This window comes from Rhodovulum sp. PH10, assembly GCF_000293785.1.
In the GTDB taxonomy this organism is placed as follows: domain Bacteria; phylum Pseudomonadota; class Alphaproteobacteria; order Rhizobiales; family Xanthobacteraceae; genus Rhodoplanes.
This window is the reverse complement of sequence record NZ_AKZI01000141.1, coordinates 1-22,485: the sequence shown is the minus strand read 5'-3', so window position 1 is coordinate 22,485 and position 22,485 is coordinate 1. Positions and strand designations below refer to the sequence as shown.

At 70.4% G+C, this 22,485-nt stretch carries 17 protein-coding genes, 1 pseudogene and 1 riboswitch; of the genes and pseudogenes, 9 read left to right on the top strand and 9 right to left on the bottom strand.

Features of this window, described 5'->3' with window-relative positions; all coding sequences use genetic code 11:
* Positions 1-83: 83 nt before the first annotated feature.
* From selB to fdnG, 6 genes and pseudogenes are all read right to left on the bottom strand, one after another.
* A pseudogene (gene selB, locus A33M_RS23220) lies at positions 84-1,916 on the bottom strand (selenocysteine-specific translation elongation factor); the annotation flags it as partial.
* Positions 1,913-3,334 (bottom strand): L-seryl-tRNA(Sec) selenium transferase, encoded by a 1,422-nt coding sequence (gene selA / locus A33M_RS19180; protein ID WP_008390728.1) that lies wholly within the window; start codon positions 3,332-3,334, stop codon positions 1,913-1,915. The pseudogene selB and the gene selA, both read right to left, overlap by 4 nt.
* A 12-nt stretch (positions 3,335-3,346) precedes the next feature.
* A complete protein-coding gene (fdhE, locus tag A33M_RS19175) occupies positions 3,347-4,264 on the bottom strand; it encodes a formate dehydrogenase accessory protein FdhE (protein ID WP_008390727.1) in 918 nt (305 codons plus the stop codon).
* Between the two features lie 175 nt (positions 4,265-4,439).
* Entirely contained in the window at positions 4,440-5,147 is a 708-nt protein-coding gene (locus A33M_RS19170) for a formate dehydrogenase subunit gamma (RefSeq protein ID WP_008390726.1), read from the bottom strand.
* Positions 5,144-6,151 carry a formate dehydrogenase subunit beta gene (gene fdxH, locus A33M_RS19165; protein ID WP_008390725.1) on the bottom strand — a complete coding sequence of 336 codons (1,008 nt, stop codon included), beginning with the start codon at positions 6,149-6,151 and terminating at the stop codon, positions 5,144-5,146. Before fdxH ends, A33M_RS19170 begins: the two co-directional genes overlap by 4 nt.
* A 13-nt stretch (positions 6,152-6,164) precedes the next feature.
* Positions 6,165-9,245 carry a formate dehydrogenase-N subunit alpha gene (gene fdnG, locus A33M_RS19160; RefSeq protein WP_157223572.1) on the bottom strand — a complete coding sequence of 1,027 codons (3,081 nt, stop codon included), beginning with the start codon at positions 9,243-9,245 and terminating at the stop codon, positions 6,165-6,167.
* 881 nt (positions 9,246-10,126) lie between these two features.
* Here fdnG and A33M_RS19150 point away from each other — a divergent pair.
* The 5 genes from A33M_RS19150 to A33M_RS19130 all read left to right on the top strand — a co-directional run bounded on the left by A33M_RS19150 (position 10,127) and on the right by A33M_RS19130 (position 15,875).
* Complete coding sequence (locus tag A33M_RS19150) at positions 10,127-11,275, top strand: transglutaminase-like domain-containing protein (protein ID WP_008390720.1); 1,149 nt, start codon at positions 10,127-10,129, stop codon at positions 11,273-11,275.
* Between the two features lie 258 nt (positions 11,276-11,533).
* The gene (locus A33M_RS19145; RefSeq protein WP_008390719.1) at positions 11,534-12,781 is read left to right on the top strand and encodes a cysteine desulfurase family protein; all 1,248 of its coding nucleotides are present in this window, start codon (positions 11,534-11,536) and stop codon (positions 12,779-12,781) included.
* Positions 12,778-13,824 carry a selenide, water dikinase SelD gene (selD, locus tag A33M_RS19140; protein ID WP_008390718.1) on the top strand — a complete coding sequence of 349 codons (1,047 nt, stop codon included), beginning with the start codon at positions 12,778-12,780 and terminating at the stop codon, positions 13,822-13,824. The genes A33M_RS19145 and selD overlap by 4 nt, the downstream gene beginning before the upstream one ends.
* Before the next feature lie 294 nt (positions 13,825-14,118).
* Positions 14,119-14,922, top strand: coding sequence for an outer membrane lipoprotein carrier protein LolA (locus A33M_RS19135; RefSeq protein WP_202801958.1), 804 nt, complete (start codon positions 14,119-14,121; stop codon positions 14,920-14,922).
* A gap of 137 nt (positions 14,923-15,059) precedes the next feature.
* Positions 15,060-15,875, top strand: a complete 816-nt coding sequence (locus tag A33M_RS19130; protein ID WP_008390716.1) for an exodeoxyribonuclease III — start codon at positions 15,060-15,062, stop codon at positions 15,873-15,875.
* Here A33M_RS19130 and A33M_RS24230 read toward each other — a convergent pair.
* The 3 genes from A33M_RS24230 to A33M_RS19115 all read right to left on the bottom strand — a co-directional run bounded on the left by A33M_RS24230 (position 15,853) and on the right by A33M_RS19115 (position 18,611).
* On the bottom strand, positions 15,853-16,521 hold the full coding sequence (locus A33M_RS24230; protein ID WP_008390715.1) for a hypothetical protein: 669 nt from the start codon (positions 16,519-16,521) through the stop codon (positions 15,853-15,855). The genes A33M_RS19130 and A33M_RS24230 overlap by 23 nt on opposite strands.
* Before the next feature lie 512 nt (positions 16,522-17,033).
* Positions 17,034-17,271: riboswitch (cobalamin riboswitch) on the bottom strand.
* A 42-nt stretch (positions 17,272-17,313) separates the two neighbouring features.
* On the bottom strand, positions 17,314-17,817 hold the full coding sequence (locus A33M_RS19120) for a threonine/serine exporter family protein (protein WP_008390714.1): 504 nt from the start codon (positions 17,815-17,817) through the stop codon (positions 17,314-17,316).
* Positions 17,814-18,611, bottom strand: coding sequence for a threonine/serine exporter family protein (locus A33M_RS19115; RefSeq protein ID WP_008390713.1), 798 nt, complete (start codon positions 18,609-18,611; stop codon positions 17,814-17,816). Before A33M_RS19115 ends, A33M_RS19120 begins: the two co-directional genes overlap by 4 nt.
* A gap of 354 nt (positions 18,612-18,965) precedes the next feature.
* Here A33M_RS19115 and modA point away from each other — a divergent pair, with 354 nt between their 5' ends.
* The 4 genes from modA to A33M_RS19095 all read left to right on the top strand — a co-directional run bounded on the left by modA (position 18,966) and on the right by A33M_RS19095 (position 22,481).
* Entirely contained in the window at positions 18,966-19,718 is a 753-nt protein-coding gene (modA, locus tag A33M_RS19110; protein ID WP_008390712.1) for a molybdate ABC transporter substrate-binding protein, read from the top strand.
* A gap of 250 nt (positions 19,719-19,968) precedes the next feature.
* Complete coding sequence (gene modB, locus A33M_RS19105; RefSeq protein ID WP_008390710.1) at positions 19,969-20,646, top strand: molybdate ABC transporter permease subunit; 678 nt, start codon at positions 19,969-19,971, stop codon at positions 20,644-20,646.
* Entirely contained in the window at positions 20,643-21,743 is a 1,101-nt protein-coding gene (modC, locus tag A33M_RS19100) for a molybdenum ABC transporter ATP-binding protein (protein ID WP_008390708.1), read from the top strand. Before modB ends, modC begins: the two co-directional genes overlap by 4 nt.
* Before the next feature lie 282 nt (positions 21,744-22,025).
* Entirely contained in the window at positions 22,026-22,481 is a 456-nt protein-coding gene (locus A33M_RS19095; RefSeq protein ID WP_052027133.1) for a class I SAM-dependent methyltransferase, read from the top strand.
* Positions 22,482-22,485 lie beyond the last annotated feature (4 nt).

The following is a 22,485-nucleotide window of genomic DNA, read 5'->3' as shown; positions in this document are numbered from 1 at the left end:
AACAGGTCCAGCCGGTTCGGGTCGATGCGCCGGAGGTCGTCACGTCGCCGGGTGACGCCGTGCCGGTCGAAGAATTCGAGGATTTGGATCGCGACCTTGCGCCCGCTGTCGACCCGGTCGCGAAAGCGCGCCGCGGTGAAGGTGCCGTCGGGCGCGGCCGCCGCGAGGTCTTCGGCGATCCCGACCATCTCGCCCACCGTCGCGCGCAGGAAGAAGTGGTCGTGCGCCACCTCGTCCACCGCGCCGAGCCGCGCCATCGTCTTGAGGAGCCGCCGCACCTCCGGCTCGGGCACGCCGAGAACGCCTGCGAGGTCGCGCACCCGCGGCGGCCGAAATCTCTCCGCCCCGCCGAGTTTTGGCGCGATGCGCGTCCACGAGACCTCGTCGGCCTCGGTGAGGCGGACGGTGTGGCCGGCGAGCCGCACCCAGGCGCCCTCCACCGCCACCGTGCCGGCGCGCGAGAGGGCTTGCAGCACCGCGCGAAAGGCCGGCGCCGGCAGACGCGGCACGGCGCCGAGCCGCAACCGCTCGAGCCCGATGCCGGGCAGATCCGGATTTTCCGCATGGAAGGCCGAAAGCGTCGCCTCGAGCCCCGAGACGAGGCCGGCAAAGGTCGGCTGCGACACAGCGAGCGTGCGGTCGCGGTCGGCGAGCGTGACGAGCTCTTGCGACGCCACCAGCGCCGCGACCACCTGGTCGGCGAGCGCATGGTCGCGGCCGAAGGCGTCGAGATCGACGAAGGATTCCGGCAATGCGAGCAGCGCGGCCAGCGCCGTGTCCGGATCGTCGTTCGCAAGCGCGTCGAGCTGCGCCATCCGGGTTTGCGTGCGGCGCTTGCGGGCCGGCGCCCGCAGGTCCAAAAGCCGGCCACCGCCGATCGTGCGGCTCGCCGAGACGTCGCGCAGTACGAACGGATCGCCGACCGCGGCGGCGATCGGCTTCTCCAGCACCAGCTGCACCCGCCGCGTGGTGCCCGGCGCGAGCGGCGCGTCCTCCAGCAGCACGATGCGGGCAGCCACCTCGGCCGCGGCGTGATGGAGCCGCACCGGCATCCATTGCGGCACCGGCTTGGCCTCGCCGGGCAGCAGCCTCACCAGCGCGTCGATGCGGTCGGCCGGGGCGTGGAGCGCAGGGTCGAGCACCACGTCGCCATGGTGGATCGCGTCCTTGTGGATCGCCTCGCCGGCCAGCGCCAGCGCACAGCGCTCGCCCGCCGTCCCCGTCTCGGCCGGCCGGTTCTGGGCATGGATCGAGCGGACGCGGGCGGCGAGCCCCGAGGGGCTCACGAGCACCCGGTCGCCGACCGAGATTTTGCCCGACAGCACCGTGCCGGTGACCACCGTGCCGGTGCCGGGAAGCGTGAAGGAGCGGTCCACGGACAGGCGGAATTTTCGTCCCTCGGCGGCGCGGCGGCCGAACCCCTTCGCGGCATCCACGAGCGCGTCGCGCAACGCCTCGACGCCCGCGCCGGTCACGGTCGACACCGGAAGAATTTTCGCGCCGGCGAGCCGGCCGTCGGAAAGCAACGCCTCGATCTCGGCCTCGACCGCGACGCGCCGCTCGTCCGGCACGAGATCGGTCTTGGTGAGCGCCACGAGCCCGCGCGAAATGCCCAAAAGCTCGACGATCGCCAAGTGCTCGCGGGTCTGCGGCATCGGGCCGTCGTCGGCGGCGACCACCAGGAGCACGAGGTCGATCCCGCTCGCGCCGGCGACCATGGTGTGGACGAAACGCTCGTGGCCCGGCACGTCGACGAAGCCGATGATGCCGTCCGGCGTCGGCAGATAGGCGAAGCCGAGCGCGATCGAGATGCCGCGCGCCTTTTCCTCCTTCAGCCGGTCGGTGTCGACCCCGGTCAGCGCCTTCACCAGCGCCGTCTTCCCGTGATCGACATGGCCGGCGGTGCCGACGATCATGCCGGCCGCCCCGCCAGCGCCGCGATGCTCTCGACGAAGGTCGCCTCGTCCTCGAGCCCGCGCAGGTCGAGCACGAAGGCCTGGTCCTCGATGCGGCCGATCACCGGCACCGGCAGCGCCCGAAACGTCGCCGCCAGCGCATCGAGCATGCGGCCGGAGACGCGGCCCTTCGGCCGCACCGCGAGGCCGGCGCTGGGCACGCCCGTGAGCGGCAGCGCACCGGAGCCGATCCGGCTCTCGCAGGCGATCGCGCGCACGTCGCACCGCTCGCCGAGCGCGGCGGCGAGCGCCGGGCACAGCCGCTCGGCCTGGGCGGCGATCTCGGGCTGGCGGCGGGCGAGCAGGCGCAGGGTCGGCAGCCGCTCGGCCAGCCGCTCGGGATGGCGGTAGAGCTTCAGCGTCGCCTCGACGGCGGCGAGCCGGATCTTGTCGACCCGGAGCGCCCGCTTCATCGGGTTGCGGTTGATCTTCTCGATCAGCGCCTTGCGGCCGACGATGAAGCCCGCCTGCGGGCCGCCCAGCAGCTTGTCGCCGGAGAAGGTGACGAGGTCGGCGCCGTCGGCGACCGCCTCGGCGACGGTCGGCTCGTGGGCGAGGCCGAAGCGCTCGAGCCCGATCAGCGTGCCGGAGCCGAGATCGTTCACCACCGGCACGTTCTGGGCATGGGCGAGTGCGGCGAGCGCCAGCGGCGGCACCGTGCTGGTGAATCCCTCGATCCGGTAGTTCGAGGTGTGCACCCTGAGCACCAGCCCGGTGCGCGGGCCGATCGCCGCCTCGAAGTCGTGCGGATGGGTGCGGTTGGTGGTGCCGACCTCGCGCAGCTTGGCGCCGGCGCGCGCCATGATGTCCGGCATGCGGAAGGCGCCGCCGATCTCGATCAGCTCGCCGCGCGACACCACCGCCTCGCGGCCCTTGGCGAAGGTGTTGAGCACGAGCAGCATCGCCGCCGCGTTGTTGTTGACGAGGGTGGCGTCCTCGGCGCCGGTCAGCTCGCACAGCAGGTCGCGCACCAGCGTGTCGCGCTCGCCGCGCTTGCCGGTCGCGAGGTCGAACTCGAGCGCGATCGCCTGCCGCATCGCGGTCGTCGCCGCCTCGATCGCCGCCTCCGCCAGCGCCGCGCGGCCGAGATTGGTGTGCAGCACGACGCCGGTGAGGTTGAGCACCGGCCGCACCGCCGGGATCGCCGCCTTCTCGAGCTTGGCGAGCGCGCAGGCGGCGATGTCGTCGAGCGCGACGTCGCCCGGCAGCGCGTCCCTGCCGTCGCCGGCGCGCAGCGCCGCCCGCGCGGCGTCGAGCACGGTGCGCACGGCGCCGACCGTCGCGGTGCGGCCGTGCTGGGCGACCGACAGCGTCGCGGTCGGGGTCTTCAGCACCTCGTCGACCGAGGGCAGGCGACGCAGCAGCGTGGTGCCGGGCATGGCGCGCCTCCCTCAGGTTCCGAGCATGAACAGGTTGACGCTGCCGCGGACGTCGCGGGCATCGCCCAGCAACACGTCGAGCCCGAGGGAGGCGACGTCGTCGGCCACCGGGTCGAGCGCCGGGTCCTTGTGCTGGTGGAAGATCTTCACGTAGCGGCCGCAGGTGCCGCAGGTCTCGGCCTTGATGGTGTCCGGGCCGCCCTCGACGTGGCGATAGCCGATCCGCTCGGTCGAGCCGCACAGCGTGCATTTGATCCGCACGACGTGCCACAGCGTGGCGCACAGCGAGCAGGCGCAGAAGCGCACGCCGTGCGCGCCCGGCCAATCGACCACCATCGAGGCGACCGGCTTGGCTCCGCAACACGGGCAGGCGCCCTCGGCGACCGGCCGCAGCGCGCCCGCATCGAGCGTCGCCGCGCGGCGGGAGAAGTCGACCTGGAGCGCGGCGGCGATCAGCACGTGCGGGGCGATCGCCTCGATCGGGACGGCTTCCGCGAGCACCGCGCGCATCATCGCCGTGCGGGTGTCGCGATCGGCGCCGGCCAGCATGCGCATGGCGGCGCGGGCGGCGTCCGGCATCTCGCACTCGCCGAACACGGCGAGCAGCCGGTCGAGCGTTTGGTCGCACGCCGCGTCGGGCGTAAAGGCGTGGCGGTCGAGCGGCGGCATGCCGTGCGCTTCCGCGCGGAAGGCCCGCTCGGGCGGCACGAGGGCCGGCGGGTCGAGCTCGTCCTGGACGAAATGCTGCGCGCTCGACAAATCCGCCAGGAACAGGAGATAGGGCTTCAGCGGATGCCCGTCGGCGACCGTGCGGAAGCGGTCGCTGCGGCGCAGGAACAGCCGCTCGGGATCGGGCAGGCGGGCGAAGGGCGGGGCGGACACCTCGCCGATCGCGGTGGGGTCTGGGCGCGTCGCGCCGAAGCCGGTCATCTCTCACCTCACGAACCGCACGGGCCACGTGACGAACGGTTTGTCGCGGTCTCCGGCCCGCAGCGCGGTCGTCTGCGGCCGAAGCCCTCGCCGTCTGCTCTTCCCGCGTACGGAACGAGCCGCTGTCGTCGCGCCGCCGACGCAGGCTCGCGCGGCGGGCTTCACTCGGCGAGCCTCACTCGGCGGGCGTCGTGCTCCCGCGGTCGGCCTTGTCGGCGGCGAGCTCGCGCAGCCATTTGCGGTGATGCCGCCACGCCCACCCGCCGGTGACCCGGCCCTTGAGCATCGCCGTCATCGTGCCGCGCGCCCACAAGGCCCCGTAGACGTGCACGATGACGATGCAGATCATCACGATCGCACACATCGAGTGGATCAGCACGGCGATGCGCTTCTGCTCCACCGTGCTCCAGCTGCCGAAATACTGGTCCCAGATCACCAAGCCGGTGCCGATCATCACCAGGATGAACAGCCCCATGAACCAGAACACCGTCTTCTGCGCGAAATTGTAGCGCCCCACCTCCGGCATGTTCTCCTCGTGCCCGGTGAGGAACTCGTGCAGCTTGGCGAGCCAGCTGCCGTCGGTCGGAGTCCACAGGTTCACCTTCCAGAACCGGAAGAACAGGCCGACATAACCGACGAACAGGAACACCCCGAGCCACGGATGGATGGCGCGGGTGAGCTGGCCGCCGCCGAACAGGGCGGTGAGAAAGTAGAGGCTCGGATGAAACAGCGCGAGCCCGGACAGCGCGAGCAGCACCAGGCTCGCCGCGGTCAGCCAGTGATTGACACGGGCGTCGGTGGTGTAGCGGTCGATCACCACCGGATCTCCGGGGTGGAGATCGTCGCCGGGGGCGATCTCCTCGCGTCGGCGGGCCTCGCTCATGGCGCGTGCTCCCTGCTGCCGTCACCGTCTCCCGGCGAGCCGCGCGGCGGCCCCACCGAACGACCGGCGAGCTCGCGGTCGACCAGCTGCTCGGCGTTCTCCTCGTCCGCGCGCGACACCCGGCTGCGGCCGGCGACCACGCTGTGAACGACGCTGATCGCGGCGACCGCCCCGACCGCGGCGAAGCCGGCCCAGCGCGACACCCCCTTCCAGATGTCCACCAACGGGCTGATCTTCGGGTCTTTCGCCAGGCCGGAATAAATCTCCGGCTTGTCGGCGTGATGCAGCACGTACATCACGTGCGTCCCGCCGACCCCCGGCGGATCGTAGAGGCCGGCCTGATCGTAGCCGCGCGACTTCAGGTCGGCGATGCGGCCGGCGGCGTGCTGCTTCATCTCGTCCTTGGTGCCGAACACGATCGCCTGGGTCGGGCACGCTTTCGCGCAGGCCGGCCCCTGCCCCACCGCGACGCGGTCCGAGCACAGCGTGCATTTGTAGGCGGTGTGGTCGGTTTTCGAGATGCGCGGGATATTGAAGGGGCAGCCCTTGATGCAGTAGCCGCAGCCGATGCAGTTCTCGTGGACGAAATCGACGATCCCGTTCGAGTACTGCACGATCGCGCCGGGCGCCGGGCACGCCTTCAGGCAGCCCGGATCCTCGCAATGCATGCAGCCGTCCTTGCGGATCAGCCATTCGAGGTTCAGCGTCTCCGGGTTCTCCCATTCGGAGAAGCGCATCAGCGTGAGGCTCGCCGGCGTGAGATCGTGCGGGTTCTCGTAGACGCCGGTGTTGACGCCCACCTCGTCGCGCAGATCGTTCCATTCGAGGCAGGCCGACTGGCACGCCTTGCAGCCGATGCACTTCGAGGTGTCGATCAGTTTTGCCACCGCGGTCTGCCGCACGGCCGGCGGCGTCACCTCGGAGGCCGAGCGCCTGATCAGATCCTGCTCGCCGAAGCGGGGCGGACCGGGCCGGGTCGAGGGATTGGGAAGCGGGGGAAACATCTTCGACCCTCCCTCATGCCACCGGTCCGGAGACCAGCTCCATATTGACCAGGAACGCCTTGAACTCCGGCGTCTCGATATTGGCGTCACCGACGAACGGGGTGAGCGAGTTCGGCCCGAACCCCTTCCTGGCGGCGCCCATGAAGCCCCAGTGCAGCGGCACGCCGATCACGTGCACCGTCTTGCCGTCGCACACGAGCGGCTTGATGCGCTTGGTCACCACCGCCTTGGCGGTGACCGAGCCGCGCTTCGACCACACCCGCACGGTGGAGCCGGGCTTGATCCCCTTCTCGTTCGCCAAGGCTTCGCCGATCTCGACGAAGAATTCCGGTTGCAGCACCGCATTCACCTGGACGTGCTTGGTCCAGAAATGGAAGTGCTCGGTGAGCCGGTACGAGGTCGCGGCATAGGGGAACTCGGCGGAATCGCCGAACTGCGCCATGTCGGCCTTGAAGACGCGGGCCGCCGGATTGCCGCGCACTCTCGGCGCGATCACGTTGGCGACCGGGGACTCGAACGGCTCGTAATGCGCCGGGAACGGCCCGTCGCGCATCATGCCGCGGGTGAACAGCCGCGCGGTGCCTTCCGGGTTCATGATGAACGGCATCACCACGCCTGGTTTTGCGGTCGGCGCGATGTCCGGCACGTCGTAGCCGGTCCATTTCGCGCCGTCCCACCACAACAGCTTGCGGCTCTCGTCCCACGGCTTGCCGGAGAGATCGGCGGAGGCGCGGTTGTAGAGGATGCGGCGATTGACCGGCCACGACCACGACCATTTGGGGAAGGTCCCGGTGTCGTCGGGGTCGGAGGTGTCGCGCCGCGCCATCTGGTTGCCGGCCTCGGTGAAGCAGCCGGAATAGATCCAGCAGCCGCAGGCGGTCGAGCCGTCGTCGCGCAACGCGGCGAAGGAGGCGACCTGCTTGCCCTTGGCGAGCGTCACCTTGGTCGGGTCGGCCGGATCGACCACGTCCGAGACGACCCAGCCGTTGAGCTCCTTGGCGAGCTCTTCCGAGGTCGGCTCGTCCGGGTTTTTGTAGCGCCAGTCGAGATTCAGGATCGGCTCGGGGACCGGACCGCCCTCCTCGCGGTAGAGCCTCTTCAGCCGCAGATGGAGCTGCGCCATGATCCAGTTGTCGGGCCGCGCCTCGCCGGGCGGCGTGCCGCCCGGCCAGTGCCATTGCAGCCAGCGGCCGGAATTGGTGAGCGAGCCCTCGTCCTCGGCGAAGCAGGTGGTCGGCAGCTCGATCACCTCGGTGTTTATCGCGGCGCTGTCGACGTCGTTGTAGGCACCGTGATTCTGCCAGAACCGCGCCGTCTCGGTCTGCAGCGGGTCCATCACTACGAGGTACTTCAGCTTGGACAGCGCCTCGGTGATCTTGCCGCGGTTCGGCGCCGACAGGAGCGGGTTGAAGCCCTGACAGATATAGCCGTTGACCTTGCCCTCGTGCATCAGCTCGAAGATGCGCAGGACGTCGTAGGCCGGCACGTCGAGCTTCGGCAGCCAGTCGTAGGCGAACGCGTTTTCCGGCGTCGCCGCCGTGTTCCACATCGCCTTCTGGAAGCTGACGAAGAACTTCCTGTAGTTCTGCCAGTAGCTCATCTGGTCGGGCCGCAACGGCTTGAAGCCGCGCGTCGACATGTAGGTGTCGAAGCTCGCCTCGCGCTCGGTCGGGATCGTCAGATAGCCCGGGATCAGGTTCGACATCAGGCCGATGTCGGTGAGGCCCTGAATGTTGGAGTGACCGCGAAGAGCGTTCATGCCGCCGCCCCGCACGCCGATATTGCCGAGCAGGAGCTGCAGCATCGCCATCGCCCGGATGTTCTGCGACCCCTTGGAATGCTGGGTCCAGCCGAGCGCGTACATCGAGGTCATCGTCTTCTGCGGCGACGAGCACTCGGAGATCATCTCGGCCACCTTCAGGAATTTATCCTTCGGTGTGCCGCAGATGCGCTCGACCATCTCGGGCGTGTAGACCGCGACGTGCTCCTTCAGCAGATTCCAGACGCAGCGCGGATTCTGCAGGGTGTCGTCGACCATCACATAGCCGTCGTCACCGATCTGATAATCCCAGCTCGAGCGGTCGTAGTCGCGCTTCTCCTCGTCGTAGCCGGTGAACAGGCCGTCGTGATAGCCGAAGCCCTCCTTCACCAGATAGCTCGCATTGGTGAAGGCCTTGACGTACTCCCACTGGATCCGGTCGTGCTCCATGCAGTAGCGGATCACGCCGAGCAGGAACGCGATATCGGTCCCCTGCCGAATCGGCGCGTAAAAATCCGCGACCGACGCCGACCGCGTGAAACGCGGGTCGACCACGATCAGGCGGGCGCCACGATTGGCTTTCGCCTCCGTGACCCATTTGAAGCCGCACGGGTGCGCCTCGGCGGCGTTCCCACCCATGATGACGACGAGGTCCGTGTTCTTGATGTCGGTCCACGAATTCGTCATCGCGCCACGGCCGAACGTCGGAGCCAGACTGGCCACCGTCGGGCCGTGTCAAACACGGGCTTGGTTGTCGAACGCCACGATGCCGGTGGAGCGAACCACCTTGTAGGTCAGCCACGCCGTCTCGTTGGTGGTCGCCGACGCGGCGAGGAAGCCGGTGGTCGCCCAACGATTGACGGTGACGCCGTCGTTGTTCTTGACGACCAGGTTCCTGTCGCGGTCGTCCTTCATCAGGCGGGCGACGCGGTCGAGCGCCTGCTCCCAGGAGACGCGCTCGAAGGCGGACGCGCCGGGCTTCCTGATCTGCGGATGGAGGGTGCGGGTCTTCGAGTGCACCATGTCGAGCAGCGCCGCGCCCTTCGGGCACAGCGTGCCGCGATTGGTCGGGTGATCGGCGTCGCCCTCGATATGGACGATGTCGGCCTTCTCGCCGTTTCGGACGTCGCCCTTCGAGTAGAGGATGATGCCGCAGGCGACCGAGCAATAGGTGCAGGTGTTGCGGGTCTCGGTGGTGCCGGTGAGCTTGAACGGGCGGATCGCCGCCGCGTTGGCCGCCTCGGCGTCGGCGAAGCCGAACGCTCCGAGCGCGCTGCCCGCCACCCCCGCTCCGGCCCCTTTCAGAAAGAGGCGCCGCGAGAGCTCCATCGTCATGGATGTTCCCTCCTGGAAACATTCGCCCCCGCCGGGGGACCACGCCGGGCTCGGCGACGAAGCTCTGCCGGTCCGGTCTCGACATTGGCTCGATGGTCGACGCTATTTTGGAAGACGACCAATGTCAAAACGATTCCGGAGATCGATGTTTGTTCCAACACGTGGTGCTTTTGCACCGCTGCCGCCGACAAATCAGTTTGCTGCATCGCACAGTCGACTGGTCCGTCGCGCCGGCGTCGCGCTCCAACCTGTCATGCGAAGTGGACGTCCACGCGTGTGTGCTCGTGCGCGATCGTGACAACGGCATGAAATGCCCGCGAGCTGATCACGAAAGACGTTGACGGCCGAACGAAACAGCTTGCACACTCGGACTGTGATCGCGACGACGGCTCCCGAGGATCGGGGCGAGCGAGACCGCATTCGACGGTCGAGAACGGCCCCCGCGGTTCCCGCCGGGACGACGGGTCCGGGCGCATTGCGGGCGCGCCCTGCGGCCCGGTGCCGAGCGGCTCGCGGCTTCGGCTCGCGGCTCCGGCTCGCGTCCGGCTCGCGGTTCCGGCACGACCATTCTCCGACGCCGATCCGAGACCGGCGGCACCGTGCGCCGCCCGTGTCCGCCGGTCGCTGCGGACCATCGTTCGCAGACGACGCGCGTACGTGGCACCGGTCGTTCTCGGTGCCGCGCGTGCGTGGCGCCGGTCGTCGGTGGCGCCGCCTGAAGATGGCGCCACCTGAAGATGGCGCCGATCGTTGGAAATGCCGATCGTTCGCGGTGCGGAAACGACACCACGTCTCGCGCCGGCCGGCGCGCCGAGGACGGAAGACGGACGACGGGAAACGGAAATCCGGGACGGAAGACGAACGCCCACAGGGAGGACGTGATGAACCGACGTGAGTTCCTCGAGGCCGCCGCCGTCGTGCCGCTGGCCTTGGCGATGCCGGCGGTGCTGCCGTCGCTCGCACGTGCAGCCGGCGAGCCCTCGGCGGGAACGCCCGAGGCGGTCGGCTTCGCGCCGAAGCCCGGCGCATGGCGCACCCACGAGATCGTGACGAAGCTCGAGATCGATGCGCCGAAGGGCGCCGTGCAGAAAGCCGTGCAGGCTTGGGTGCCGCTGCCCTCGGTGCAGGAGGACGGCTGGTTCCGCTCGCTCGACAGCGCGGTGGCGACCAACGGGCGGGCGACCCGAAAAACCGAGCCGACCTACGGCGCCCGCATGGTGCACGTCACCTGGCCCGCCGGCGAGAGCGCGCCGAGCGTGACGGTGACCAGCCGCATCGCGACGCGCGACCGCGCCACCGACTTCTCCGACCCCGAAGGCGTGGTGCTCGATGCCGACACCCGCCGGCTCTACACCATGCCGACCGCGCTGATCCCGACCGACGGCATCGTCAAGGAGACCTCCGACACCATCACCCGTGGCGCGGCGAGCGACGTCGCCAAGGCGAAGGCGATCTACGAATGGATCGTCGAGAACACCTTCCGCGACCCCAAGGTCCGCGGCTGCGGCATCGGCGACATCTCGGCGATGCTGAAGACCGGCAATCTGCGCGGCAAGTGCGCCGACCTCAACGCGCTCTATGTCGGGCTCGCGCGCGCCGCCGGCATCCCGGCGCGCGACATCTACGGCATCCGGATCGCGCCCTCGACGTTCGGCTACAAGAGCCTCGGCGCCGGCTCGGAGGTGATCAGCAAGGCGCAGCACTGCCGCGCCGAGGTGTGGCTCGAAGGGTTCGGCTGGGTGCCGGTCGATCCCGCCGACGTGCGCAAGGTGGTGCTCGAGGAGCCGCCGAAGAATCTGCCGCTCGACGACCCCAAGGTGGTCGCGGCGCGCAAGACGCTGTTCGGCGCGTGGGAGGGCAACTGGCTCGCCTACAATTTCGCGCACGACGTGGTCCTGCCGGGCTCGGACGGGCCACCGCTCGCCTTCCTCATGTATCCGCAGGCGGAGGTCGCCGGGCTGCGGCTCGACTGCCTGGAGCCGGACACGTTCCGCTACGTGATCACGGCGCGCGACGTGACGGCGGCCTGACCGCTCCCTCGGACCGAGGCCCGCACGAGGCCCGAACGAGGCCCGAACGAGGCCCGAACGAGGCCCTACGCGAACGACGCCGGTGCGCCCGCGCACCGGCCGCGGCGGGATCGACGCTCCGCATTTCGGCGCGTCGGTTCTGTGCCCACGGCACCGGGACCGGCGGCGGCACGCACTCGCCGGGCGAGACCGGCACAGGCGACGCCGGGACCAGCGATCGATCTCGACGACTATTCGATTCTCACAAGGCATTGGGCGATGACGCCGATTTATCTCGATCACAACGCCACCACGCCGCTCGACGACGGCGTCAGCCAAGCGATGATGCCGTTCCTGACCGAGGAGTTCGGCAACCCGTCCTCCGCGCATCCGCTCGGCCGGCGGGCGCACCAGGCGGTGGAGCGCGCCCGCGGCGAGGTCGCCGCGCTGATCGGCGCCGCGCCGGAGGAGATCGTGTTCACCAGCGGCGGCACCGAATCGGTCAATCTGGCGATCCGCGGCGCGGTGGCGATGCGGCCGGAGCGGCGCAGCATCGTCACCACCGCGATCGAGCACCCGGTCACCGACGCCTGCTGCGGGCTGTTGCACGCCGCCGGCTTCCCGGTGCGGCGGATCGGCCCGCGGCGCGACGGCCGGGTCGATGCGCCGACCGTGATCGACGCGCTCGACGAGGCGACCGCGCTCGTCTCCGTCATCCACGCCCAGAACGAGGTCGGCACGCTGCAGCCGATCGCCGACATCGCGCTGGTGGCGCGCATGCGCGGCGTCGTCGTCCACGCCGATGCGGCGCAGACGGTCGGCAAGGTGCCGGTCGACGTCGATTCGCTCGGCATCGACCTGCTGTCGATCGCCGGCCACAAGCTCTATGCCCCGAAGGGTATCGGCGCGCTCTATGTCCGCCGCGGGATCGCTTTGCCGCCGCTGCTGGTCGGGGCCGGCCAGGAGGGCGGCCGCCGGCCCGGCACCGAGAACGTCGCCGGCATCGTCGGCCTCGGCGCCGCCTGCCGGATCGCCGCCGAGCGGCTGGAGCGCGACATGCAGCGGATCGGCGAGCTCGCCGAGCTCCTGCACGCCCGGCTGCGCCGCGCGGTGCCGGACCTCGTGCTGGTCGGCCACCCGAACGTGCGGCTGCCCAACACGCTGAACCTGCTGTTTCCCGGCGTCTCCGGCCGGGCGCTGCTCGACGCCTGCCCGGAGGTGATCGCCTCGACCGGCCAGGCCTGCCACGACGGCGGCGACGAGCCCTCCCCGGTGCTGCGGATGATCGGCTATCCGCGCGAGCTCGCCCGCGGCGCGGTGCGCCTCTCGCTCGGCCGCGGCACCACCCGCGAGGGCGTGGAGATCGCCGCCGACCGGCTCGCCGCCGCCTGGGCGAACCTGCGCCGGCCGGTGGTGAGCGATCCGCCGCCGGTCGCCCCCGAGGCGGGCGACGCCGGTGGCCCCGCCGACACCTCCGAGACACCCGCCGCGCCGGGTGCCCCCCTCACCGGAGCCAGAAAATCATGACCATGCACGCGATTCGCCTCACCAGCCTCGCCCATGGCGGCGGCTGCGGCTGCAAGCTCTCCCCCTCGGTGCTGCAGCAGCTCCTGGCCGAGCAGCCGACCGCCGGGCCGTTCGCGAACCTCCTGGTCGGCACCGAGACCGGCGACGACGCCGCGGTGTGGCAGATCGACGAGAACACCTGCGTGATCGCCACCACCGACTTCTTCATGCCGATGGTCGACGACCCGTTCGACTTCGGCCGGATCGCCGCCACCAACGCCATCTCCGACGTCTATGCGATGGGCGGCACGCCGATCATGGCGCTCGCCGTGCTCGGCATGCCGATCGACAAGATCGCCCCCGAGACGGTGCGGGAGATTCTCCGCGGCGGCGCCACCATCTGCGCCGAGGCGGGCATCCCGGTCGCCGGCGGGCACTCGATCGATTCGCCCGAGCCGATCTACGGGCTGGCGGTGATCGGCACCTGCCGCCCGGAGGACGTCCGCCGCAACGCGCAGGCAAGACCCGGCGACGCGCTGATCCTGACGAAACCGATCGGCGTCGGCGTCTATTCCTCGGCGATCAAGAAGGCGATGCTGTCGGGCGACGGCTATGCCGCGATGATCGCCACCACCACCCGGCTCAACCGGGTCGGCACGGATTTGGCGAAGAACCCGGCGGTGCACGCGATGACCGACGTCACCGGCTTCGGCGTGCTCGGCCACGGGCTCGAGGTCGCCCGCGGCTCCGGCCTCACGCTGGCGATCGAGGCCGATGCCGTCCCGCTGCTGCCGGAGGCGGCAGCCCTGGCGCAGGCCGGCTGCGTCACCGGGGCGTCGCACCGCAACTGGGCGAGCTACGGCGCCGAGGTGTCGCTCCCCGAAAACTGGCCCGAGTGGCGCCGCCACCTCCTCACCGACCCGCAGACCTCGGGCGGCCTTCTGGTCGCCTGTGCGCCCGACGCGACCGACGCGGTGCTGGCGACCGCCCGCGCGGCGGGGTTTGCCCAGGCCGCCCGGATCGGCACCGCCGAAGAGGGCCCGCCCGGCATCCGCATCGGCTGACCCCGGCCTCTCCGGCTCGCCGGCTCCCCGCCCGCCGCGGCGAGCGATCGCCCCGAAACGATCCCCCCGAAAACGGCCGAAGCCGGGCCTCGGGAGCGGCCCCATCTTGATCCGACGCGGTTTCGGCTCCAGGAAGGAGAAGCGGTGCGTCGGCGCGATTCTGCGTGGTCTTTCGCGCGGGCGCGGGCGCTCGGTGGTATCGGCCGGCGCCTGTCGGGGCCGCCGGGTCGCGAAATCGCCATAGACCTGGACGACACCGTTTTCTCCTGGGCGAGGGGTGAATCGGAGATGGACATGCGGATCTCGGGCGCGGCCGTTCTGGTCGGCACGTTCCTGCTCGGCGCGGTGGCGACGGAGGCGGTCGCGGCGGCCGAGTCGATCCCGCTGCCCGTGCCGTCCCCGCGCAAGCTCGCCCAGGCGGTTCCGGCGGTCCGCCCGGTCGGCACCGTGCCCGACCGAACCGCCGACGCCGCCCCCGCTCCGCTTCCCGCACCCGGCGCCGGCGCCAAGACCGCCGCCGTCACCCCGGTCGCCGCCCCGACCCAGCCCGGAAAGTTCGACGGCACCCAGCGCGCGCTGATCGACAAGGTGAGCCACTACCTGTCCGGCATGCAGACGCTGGTCGGCAGCTTCATCCAGATCGGCCCGGACGGCGGCCGCACCGAGGGCACCTTCTACATCCAGAAGCCCGGCAAGGTGCGCTTCGAGTACAACCCGCCGAGCCCGATCGACGTGATCGCCGACGGCTCCTCGGTGGTGGTGCGCGACCGCAAGCTCGCCACCCAGGACCTCTATCCGCTCTCCCAGACGCCGCTGCGCTACCTGCTGGTCGACAAGATCGACCTCCTGCACGACACCAACATCGTCTCGGTCTCGGCCGACGACGTGTTCGTCACCGTGGTGATCGAGGAGAAGCAGGCGCTGACCGGCACCCACCGGCTGATGATGATGTTCAGCGCGCAGGACCTGCAGCTGCGGCAATGGACCGTCACCGACCCGCAGGGCTACGACACGACGGTCGCCGTCTACAATCTCGACCCGAGCAAGAAGCCCGACCCGGACCTCTTCAAGATCAATTACGAGCGCATGCTCCAGTAGCGGCCGTCGCCGCCGCTCGCGGCTTTCGCGCACCGACGAACCCTCGATTCACAGAAAAGCCGGCGGATCGGCGGACCGCGCCTCGTTGTCGCCCCATTCGGGCGATCTAGGCGGCGGGAAAGTCCCTCCGGCGTGCCATGTCCCTCACCGTCTCCACCTGGAACATCAACTCCGTCCGGCTGCGCATCGAGCTGGTCGCCGACTTTCTGCAGGCGACGCGGCCCGACGTCTTGTGCCTGCAGGAGACCAAGTGCCCGAACGACGCGTTTCCGCAAAAACGCTTCGCTGCGCTCGGCTACACGCACGTCGCGCTGAACGGCCAGAAAGGCTGGCACGGCGTCGCGATCGTCTCCAGGCTGCCGTTCGAGGCGACGGAAACCCGCAGCTTCTGCGACAAGACCGACTGCCGCCACGTGTCGGTGACCTTCGGCGCGAAGGCGGGCCTCGCCGCGCCGCTCACGCTGCACGACTTCTACGTCCCGGCCGGCGGTGACGTCCCCGACCCCGAGGCCAATCCGAAATTCGCCCACAAGCTCGCCTTTCTCGACGAGATGCGCGAGACGGCGGCGCTGCATCCGGCGGACGGCGCGCGCGCCGTGCTGGTCGGCGATCTCAATGTCGCGCCGCTCGAGAACGACGTGTGGAGCCACAAGCAGATGCTGAAGGTGGTCTCGCACACGCCGGTCGAGTGCCAGAAGCTGTTGGCCGCCCAGGCGGCCGGCCGGTGGGTCGACGCGATGCGCAGGCACGTGCCGCCCGAAAAGAAGCTCTACACCTGGTGGAGCTATCGCGCCGCCGACTGGGCCGCCTCCAATCGCGGCCGCAGGCTGGACCATGTGTGGGTGAGCCCGGCGCTCGGCGACCTCGTCTCGTCGATCACCGTCACCCGCGAGGCGCGCGGCTGGACCCAGCCGTCCGACCACGTGCCGGTCACCGCGACCATCGAGGTCTAGGCGGCTTCTCGCCGCCGTCCGCACCCCATCCGAGATGCCGGTCGATCGCCGCCGAGAGCTCGGCGCCGATCGTGCCGCCGGCGGGCACCGGCTTCCAGATCACCGCGCGCCCGAGCTTTTTGGCGGTCTCGAAATCGACGCTGCCGGGCGGCCCCGCGAGATCGACCAGCAGGGCGTGCTCGGACAGGCGGGCGATCGGCCGCGCATCGACGAAGGTTTGCAGATCGGTCGAGATCAGAACGTCGAGGTGGGGCGCGAGCGTCGGCAGGACCTCGGGACGATGCGGCACCGCCCCCGTCTCCCGCGCCTCGACGCCGCCGTCGGCTGTCGCGACGATCGCATGAACGTCCACACCGCGCGCGGCGAGACGCCGGATCAGATCGAGCGCCACAGGGCTCTCGCCGATCACGCACGCTCTTCCGCCACGCCGGTCGGCGAGGTCGGCAGCCGCCGGGCGCCCTTCCAGCGGGGGAGGCGTTGGCCCGCCGGGGCCGGGACATCCGTGCCCCAACGTGCCGGGGCACGGATCGGGCGCGGGATCGGGCGCGCGTTCCGCCTCCACCGGCGCGCCACGGCCGGCGACGGCGCCGCGCAGCACGATCGCCTGCACCAGCGTCTCGAGGGCGCGCCACGCCGCGAACCGCACCCGCCAGCAGAGCCGCGACCAGCCTCCCGGCGCGGTCCCGATCGTGTCGGCCGGCGGCGTCCTCGTCGACGGGAGCGGGTCGCCGGCGCGTGAGGCGGGCTGCCGCCCCGACGGAGCGCGCGGAGGGCGCGGGGCATTCGGCGCCACGACGGTCGGGCCGTCGTCGCGCGGCGTCCGTCGGGGCGGCGCGGGGGTCACGGCCGGCGCTCCGTCCGGCCGGAAAGGGGTGTGCATGCGGGAGACTCCTTGTCGCGAGCGCTGGGGGGCGGATCGACCAGCGGCGGCCTCGACGGCACGCGCCGGACGCGCGCCGCGTCGGTCGGGCCACGCCCCGTCCGGCCGCGCGCGAACGCGGGTGCACCGAGCGGATCGGACGGATGTGCGAGCGGCCGGAGACCGGCGAGGCCGGCGCGACGCCGTCAGGTCGTCCGGCAAGAGTTCCGGCGACGGACGCAATGCTTCTGCGAAACGAGTCTCATGGCAGCCTCCTGCTCCGCCTCACCCGGCGGGCCGAGATGGATCGGGCGATGGCAGGTCTCCTGGCTCACGGGTCGTCGCAGGCCTCGTGCCTTCCCGATCGTGCCGCGGTCGAAACGACCGGCTGTTCGGCAGGATCAGTGGCGTGGAAGAGGCCTGCTCGCCGCTCACAGTTGCGGGGGCAGCCACGGGTTCACACCGTGTTCCCTATTCTCTCCGTGGTCGGCCGGGATCGCCGGACCGGCAACGGAGCACCATCGGCGAGAACTATCGCACCGCGGTCGCGGCCGGGCAAGCCGTTGCCGCGACGGTCCGTCAGAACTGGCGGCTGTGCAGCAGATGGGCGGGGATCGCGAGGCCCGCGCCGATCGCGCCGAGGGTCGCGACCACGCGGATGAAGGCCTGCAGCGCGCCCACCACGCTCGCCACCGGCTGGGCGGCATCGGCGGCGGTGACCGAGAAGAAGCCGAGCAGCGCCTGGCCGAGAAAGGCGCCCGGCACCATCGGGATGCAGCCGGCGAGCGCGACCGCGTGGCAGGCGATGCCGAGCCGGCCCTTCATCAGGATGGCGACGCAGGAGGTGGTGGCGGCCGCCGCGAACGAGGCCGCCTCGAGGCTGAAGCCGGCATCCTGGCCGAGCGTTCGCACCCCGAGCGCCAGCGCCCCGGCGAGCGCGCACCACAAAAGCGTCCGGCCGCCGAAATTGAACAGCACGCCGAAGCCGGCGGCGGCGACCGCGCCGAAAAAGGCCTGATGGGCGAGGTGCGGCAACGCGGCGACCAGACCGGCCGGCAAGACGGCGAGAGCAGTGTCGATCACGAGACGATCCCCAGAGCGAGCTCGGCGAGCCACAGGCCGGTGACGGCGAACACCATGATCATCACCACCCACACCGCCCGCGCGCTGCCCATGGTGGGATAGCCGTCCATGATGTCGGTCTGGGCGTTGGTGGAGGGCACGCCCGGCACCAGGAGGAGAATCGATGCCATCATCGCCATGTCGACGGTGCCGCTGCCCGCGATCTTGGCGCCGAAGCCGGCGAGCGCCGCGGCGACGCAGCCGATGATGGTCGCGACCACGAACACGTTGATGCCGCGCCCGAGCAAAATATGCCGCAGGCCCTGCCCGATGCCGCCGCCCGCCAGCACCGGCAGGAAGGCCGGCCAGTCGGTGCCGAGCAGCCGACCGAAGGCGGCGCACGCCGCACCGGTGGCGAGCGCCACCAGCCACGGCGGATGGCGCGGCGTCTCGCCGCGCAGGCGGGAAAGCTCCGCCTCGATCGCCTCCGGGGTGAAGCCGCCCTGTGAGACGCGCACCGCGAGGTTGCGCACGGCGAAATCGAGCCGGTGATTCACCCCGTGCGGGCCGACCTGCATCATCCGGGTGATGGTGTTGCGGCCCGCCCCGACGGTGACCTCGAACGAGGCGTAGCCCGAGCGCATGCCGAGCACCTCGGCGCCGAAGCCGGCGGCGATCAGCCGGGCGCCCTCGTGGGCGACCCGCACCGCGGCGCCGCTCTGGGTCAGCAGGCAGCCGACCTGCAGCGCCACATGGGCGATGCGCTCGAGCTCGCGGTGGCGGACCCGTACCGGATCGGTCTCGGCGGCGTTCATGGGGGGCGTTCTCTCCAACGGACCGACGGCGCCGCGCCGGCGCGGCCGGCCGCGGACAGCCTCGTCCGACAGGCCTTTCGACACCGTTTCTCCGCGCGGACCGTGGGGAAGGTACTGCGATGTCGATCCTCTAGCGCGGCCGGCCGGCGAGAAGTTGGCGATAGCCGCACGCCGAAAGCATGGCCGCCATCCGATCGCGCCGGCCGCCGGCGAACGGCGGACGGAGGGCGTGCAGCGACCGGCGTGCGGCGTGCGGCGATCGTCCTGCGGCGGCACCGAAACACCGGGTTTCGATCGGCGGCGGAAAACGCTATATAGGCCGCGATACAGCATCACCGTCACCGGAGAAGACGCATGAAGACTGGGCTCCTTCGTTTCGCCGTCGGGCTGGCGCTCGCCGCACTGATCGGCGGACCGGCCTCGGCCGCGCAGACCACCGTCGCGGTGGCCGCCAACTTCACCGAGGCCGCCAAGGAGATCGCCGCGGCCTTCAAGCAGAAGACCGGCCACGAGGCCGTGCTCTCGTTCGGCTCGAGCGGCCAGCTCTACAACCAGATCAAGCAGGACGCGCCGTTCCAGATCATGCTGTCGGCCGACGACACCCGCCCGAAGAAGCTGGTCGACGAGGGGCTCGGCGTTCCCGACAGCCGCTTCACCTATGCGGTCGGCAAGCTGGTGCTGTTCAGCAAGTCGGCCGATCTGGTGAAGGGCGAGGCGACCCTGAAGGACGGCAAGTTCGAGAAGATCTCGATCGCCAACCCGACCGCCGCCCCCTATGGCGCCGCCGCCGTCGAGACCATGAAGGCGCTGAAGGTGTTCGACACGCTCCAGCCGAAGATCGTGCAGGGCAACAACATCTCGCAGGCGTTCCAGTTCGTCGACACCGGCAATGCCGAGCTCGGCTTCGTCGCCCTCTCGCAGCTCGCCGGCCAGGAAGGCGGCAGCCGCTGGGTGGTGCCGCAGTCGTTCTATCAGCCGATCAAGCAGGACGCGGTGCTGCTGAAGAAGGCGGCGAACGACGAGGCCGCGACCGCCTTCGTCGCCTTCCTGAAGGGCCCCGAGGCGCACGCGATCATCGAAAAATTCGGCTACGGCTTTGCCGAGTGAGCTTTTCCGCGTGACCGTGCCGGCGGCGGTCCGGCACACCGCGGCTTCCGCTCCGCTCCGGCGGGTCGGGAGTCGCCGGGCGGCCCGGCGGCCCGTCTGCGGGGCGTAGGATCGCGTCTGCCGGACGGATTGCGGCCGGCGGCGCCGGAGCGGCGGTCCCGGTCCACGTCTTGCATCGCGACGGCTCGTTTCGGCATTCTCCCCTCCGCCCGCCGTCCCCGCCGACCCGCCTCCCCCGATCGGAGCCCGCATGACCGCCGACCTCTGGCAGCCCGTCCGCCTGACGATCGAGCTGGCGTCGTTCACCACCCTCGTGCTGCTGATCGTCGGCACGCCGATCGCCTGGTGGCTCGCCCGCTCGAAAGCGTGGTGGAAGGAGGCGGTGGCGACGCTGGTGGCGATGCCGCTGGTGCTGCCGCCGACCGTGCTCGGCTTCTATCTTCTGGTCGTGCTCGGCCCCGACGGGCCGGGCGGCGCGCTAGCCTCCTTGTGGGGCGCACGCACGCTCGCCTTCACCTTCGAGGGGCTGGTGCTCGGCTCGGTGGTCTATTCGATGCCGTTCGTGGTGCAGCCGATCCGCAACGCCTTTCAGGCGATCGGCGACCGGCCGCTCGAGGTGGCGGCGACGCTGCGCGCCTCGCCGCGGCGCGCGTTCTGGACGGTGGCGGTGCCGCTCGCCACCCCCGGCTTCCTCACCGGCGCCGTGCTCGGCTTCGCCCACACGGTCGGCGAGTTCGGCGTGGTGCTGATGATCGGCGGCAACATTCCGGGCAAGACCAAGGTTTTGTCGGTGGCGATCTACGATTATGTCGAGACGTCGCGCTGGTACGAGGCGAACATCCTCGCCGGCGGCATGGTGGTGTTCGCCTTCGCGGTCGTCCTGTCGATGATGCTGATCGAGAAGCGCGTCGCGCGGGCCGGCGCATGAGCACGCCCGAGAACACGATCTCCGTCGCCTTTCGCGGGCCGCTCGGCCGGTTCCGCCTGGACGCCGCCTTTACGGCGCCGGCGCGCGGCGTCACCGCGCTGTTCGGGCCGTCCGGCTGCGGCAAGACCACCGTGCTGCGCTGCATCGCCGGCCTCCAGCGCCTCGCCGACGGACGCTGCGACGTCGCCGGCGACGTCTGGCAGGACGGCACGTCCTTTCTGCCGCCGCACCGCCGGCCGATCGGCTACGTGTTTCAGGAGGCGAGCCTGTTTCCGCACCTCTCGGTGCGCAAGAATCTGCTTTACGGCGCGCCGCGGCGGCCCGACCCCGCGGCGAACGGCAACGCGGTCGGCTTCGACGAGGTGGCCGAGCTGCTCGGCCTCGCAAAGCTGCTCGACCGCTCGCCGAGCAATCTTTCCGGCGGCGAGCGCCAGCGGGTGGCGGTCGGCCGGGCGCTGCTGTCGCGGCCGAAGCTCCTCTTGATGGACGAGCCGCTGTCGGCGCTCGACCGGCTGACCAAGGACGAGATCCTCCCCTTTCTCGAGCGCTTGCACGACCGCCTGTCGATGCCGATCCTCTATGTCAGCCACGACATGAGCGAGGTCGAGCGGCTCGCCGACCACCTCGTGCTGATGCAGGGCGGCCGGGTGACCGCCAGCGGCCCGCTCGCCGCGCTGCAGAGCGATCCGGCATTGCCGCTCGCCGGCTCGCGCGACGCCGCGGTGAGCTTCGATGCGACCGTCGAGCGCTTCGACGCGGTGGACGGCCTGCTGACGCTGGACGCCGGCGGGCCGCGCCTGCTGATCCCCGCCGCGCCGGCCGCGCCGGGGGCGCGGCGCCGCGTGCGGATCGCCGCCGGCGACGTCAGCCTGACGCTCGAGCCGCCGCGCGGCACCAGCATCCTCAACATCCTGCCGGCAAAAATCGTGTCGCTGTCGGCGGTCGGCCACCATGAGGTGATCGTCGTGCTCGCCCCCGAGCCGACCGGCCCGCGGCTGCTCGCCCGCGTCACCCGCCGCTCCGCCGCGGCGCTCGCCCTCGCCGCCGGCCAGCCCGTCCATGCCCAAATCAAGGGCGTCTCGCTGGCGATGGAATAGATTTCGGCAGAGATCGCGAGGTCTCACGAACTGTCGCCCGCCGCGAACGAGGCCCCCGTCCTCGGAAACGACCGAGAGCGAGGCAATGAAATGGCTTTAACGATTGCATCGGCTCGCGACCTGTGGAAACGATCCGTATAGGACGGATCCCATCGTTGCTCGGAAGCGACGACAGGGTCCGGTTGCACGGATTCCGACCATTTCGACGAACCAGCGTCATGCGGCACATCGGTTCGTTCGACCTGAGCGGCCGGCAGGATAGTCGTTTTCGAAGGAAGGCACATGGCTGGACCCTATGACGACAAGGCCGCCATCGCAGAAGGGGTCAGGGCTGGCGCCCATCGTGAGTTGATCGGCGGGCTTTGGGACGAGATCGGCCGCCTTCAGCTCGATTTTTTGCTGACGCAGGGTCTCCTACCGACGAACCATGTGTTGGACATCGGGTGCGGAAGTCTGCGAGCGGGCGTTCGGTTGGTGCGCTATCTGGATTCCGGGCACTATTTCGGTACGGACCTGAACGAATCTCTGCTGCAGGCGGGGTACGAGATCGAGATTGCCCGAGAGGGACTTCAGGACAAGCTTCCTCGCACCAATCTGGTCACCGATGGCGAATTCGATTTTTCATGGTGCGCGGTCTCGTTCGATGTCGCCATCGCACAGTCCGTGTTCACTCATCTTCCTCTCAACGACCTGAGAGTCTGTCCGGAGACATCATGCGGGATTACAGAGCTTTCGTAGCATG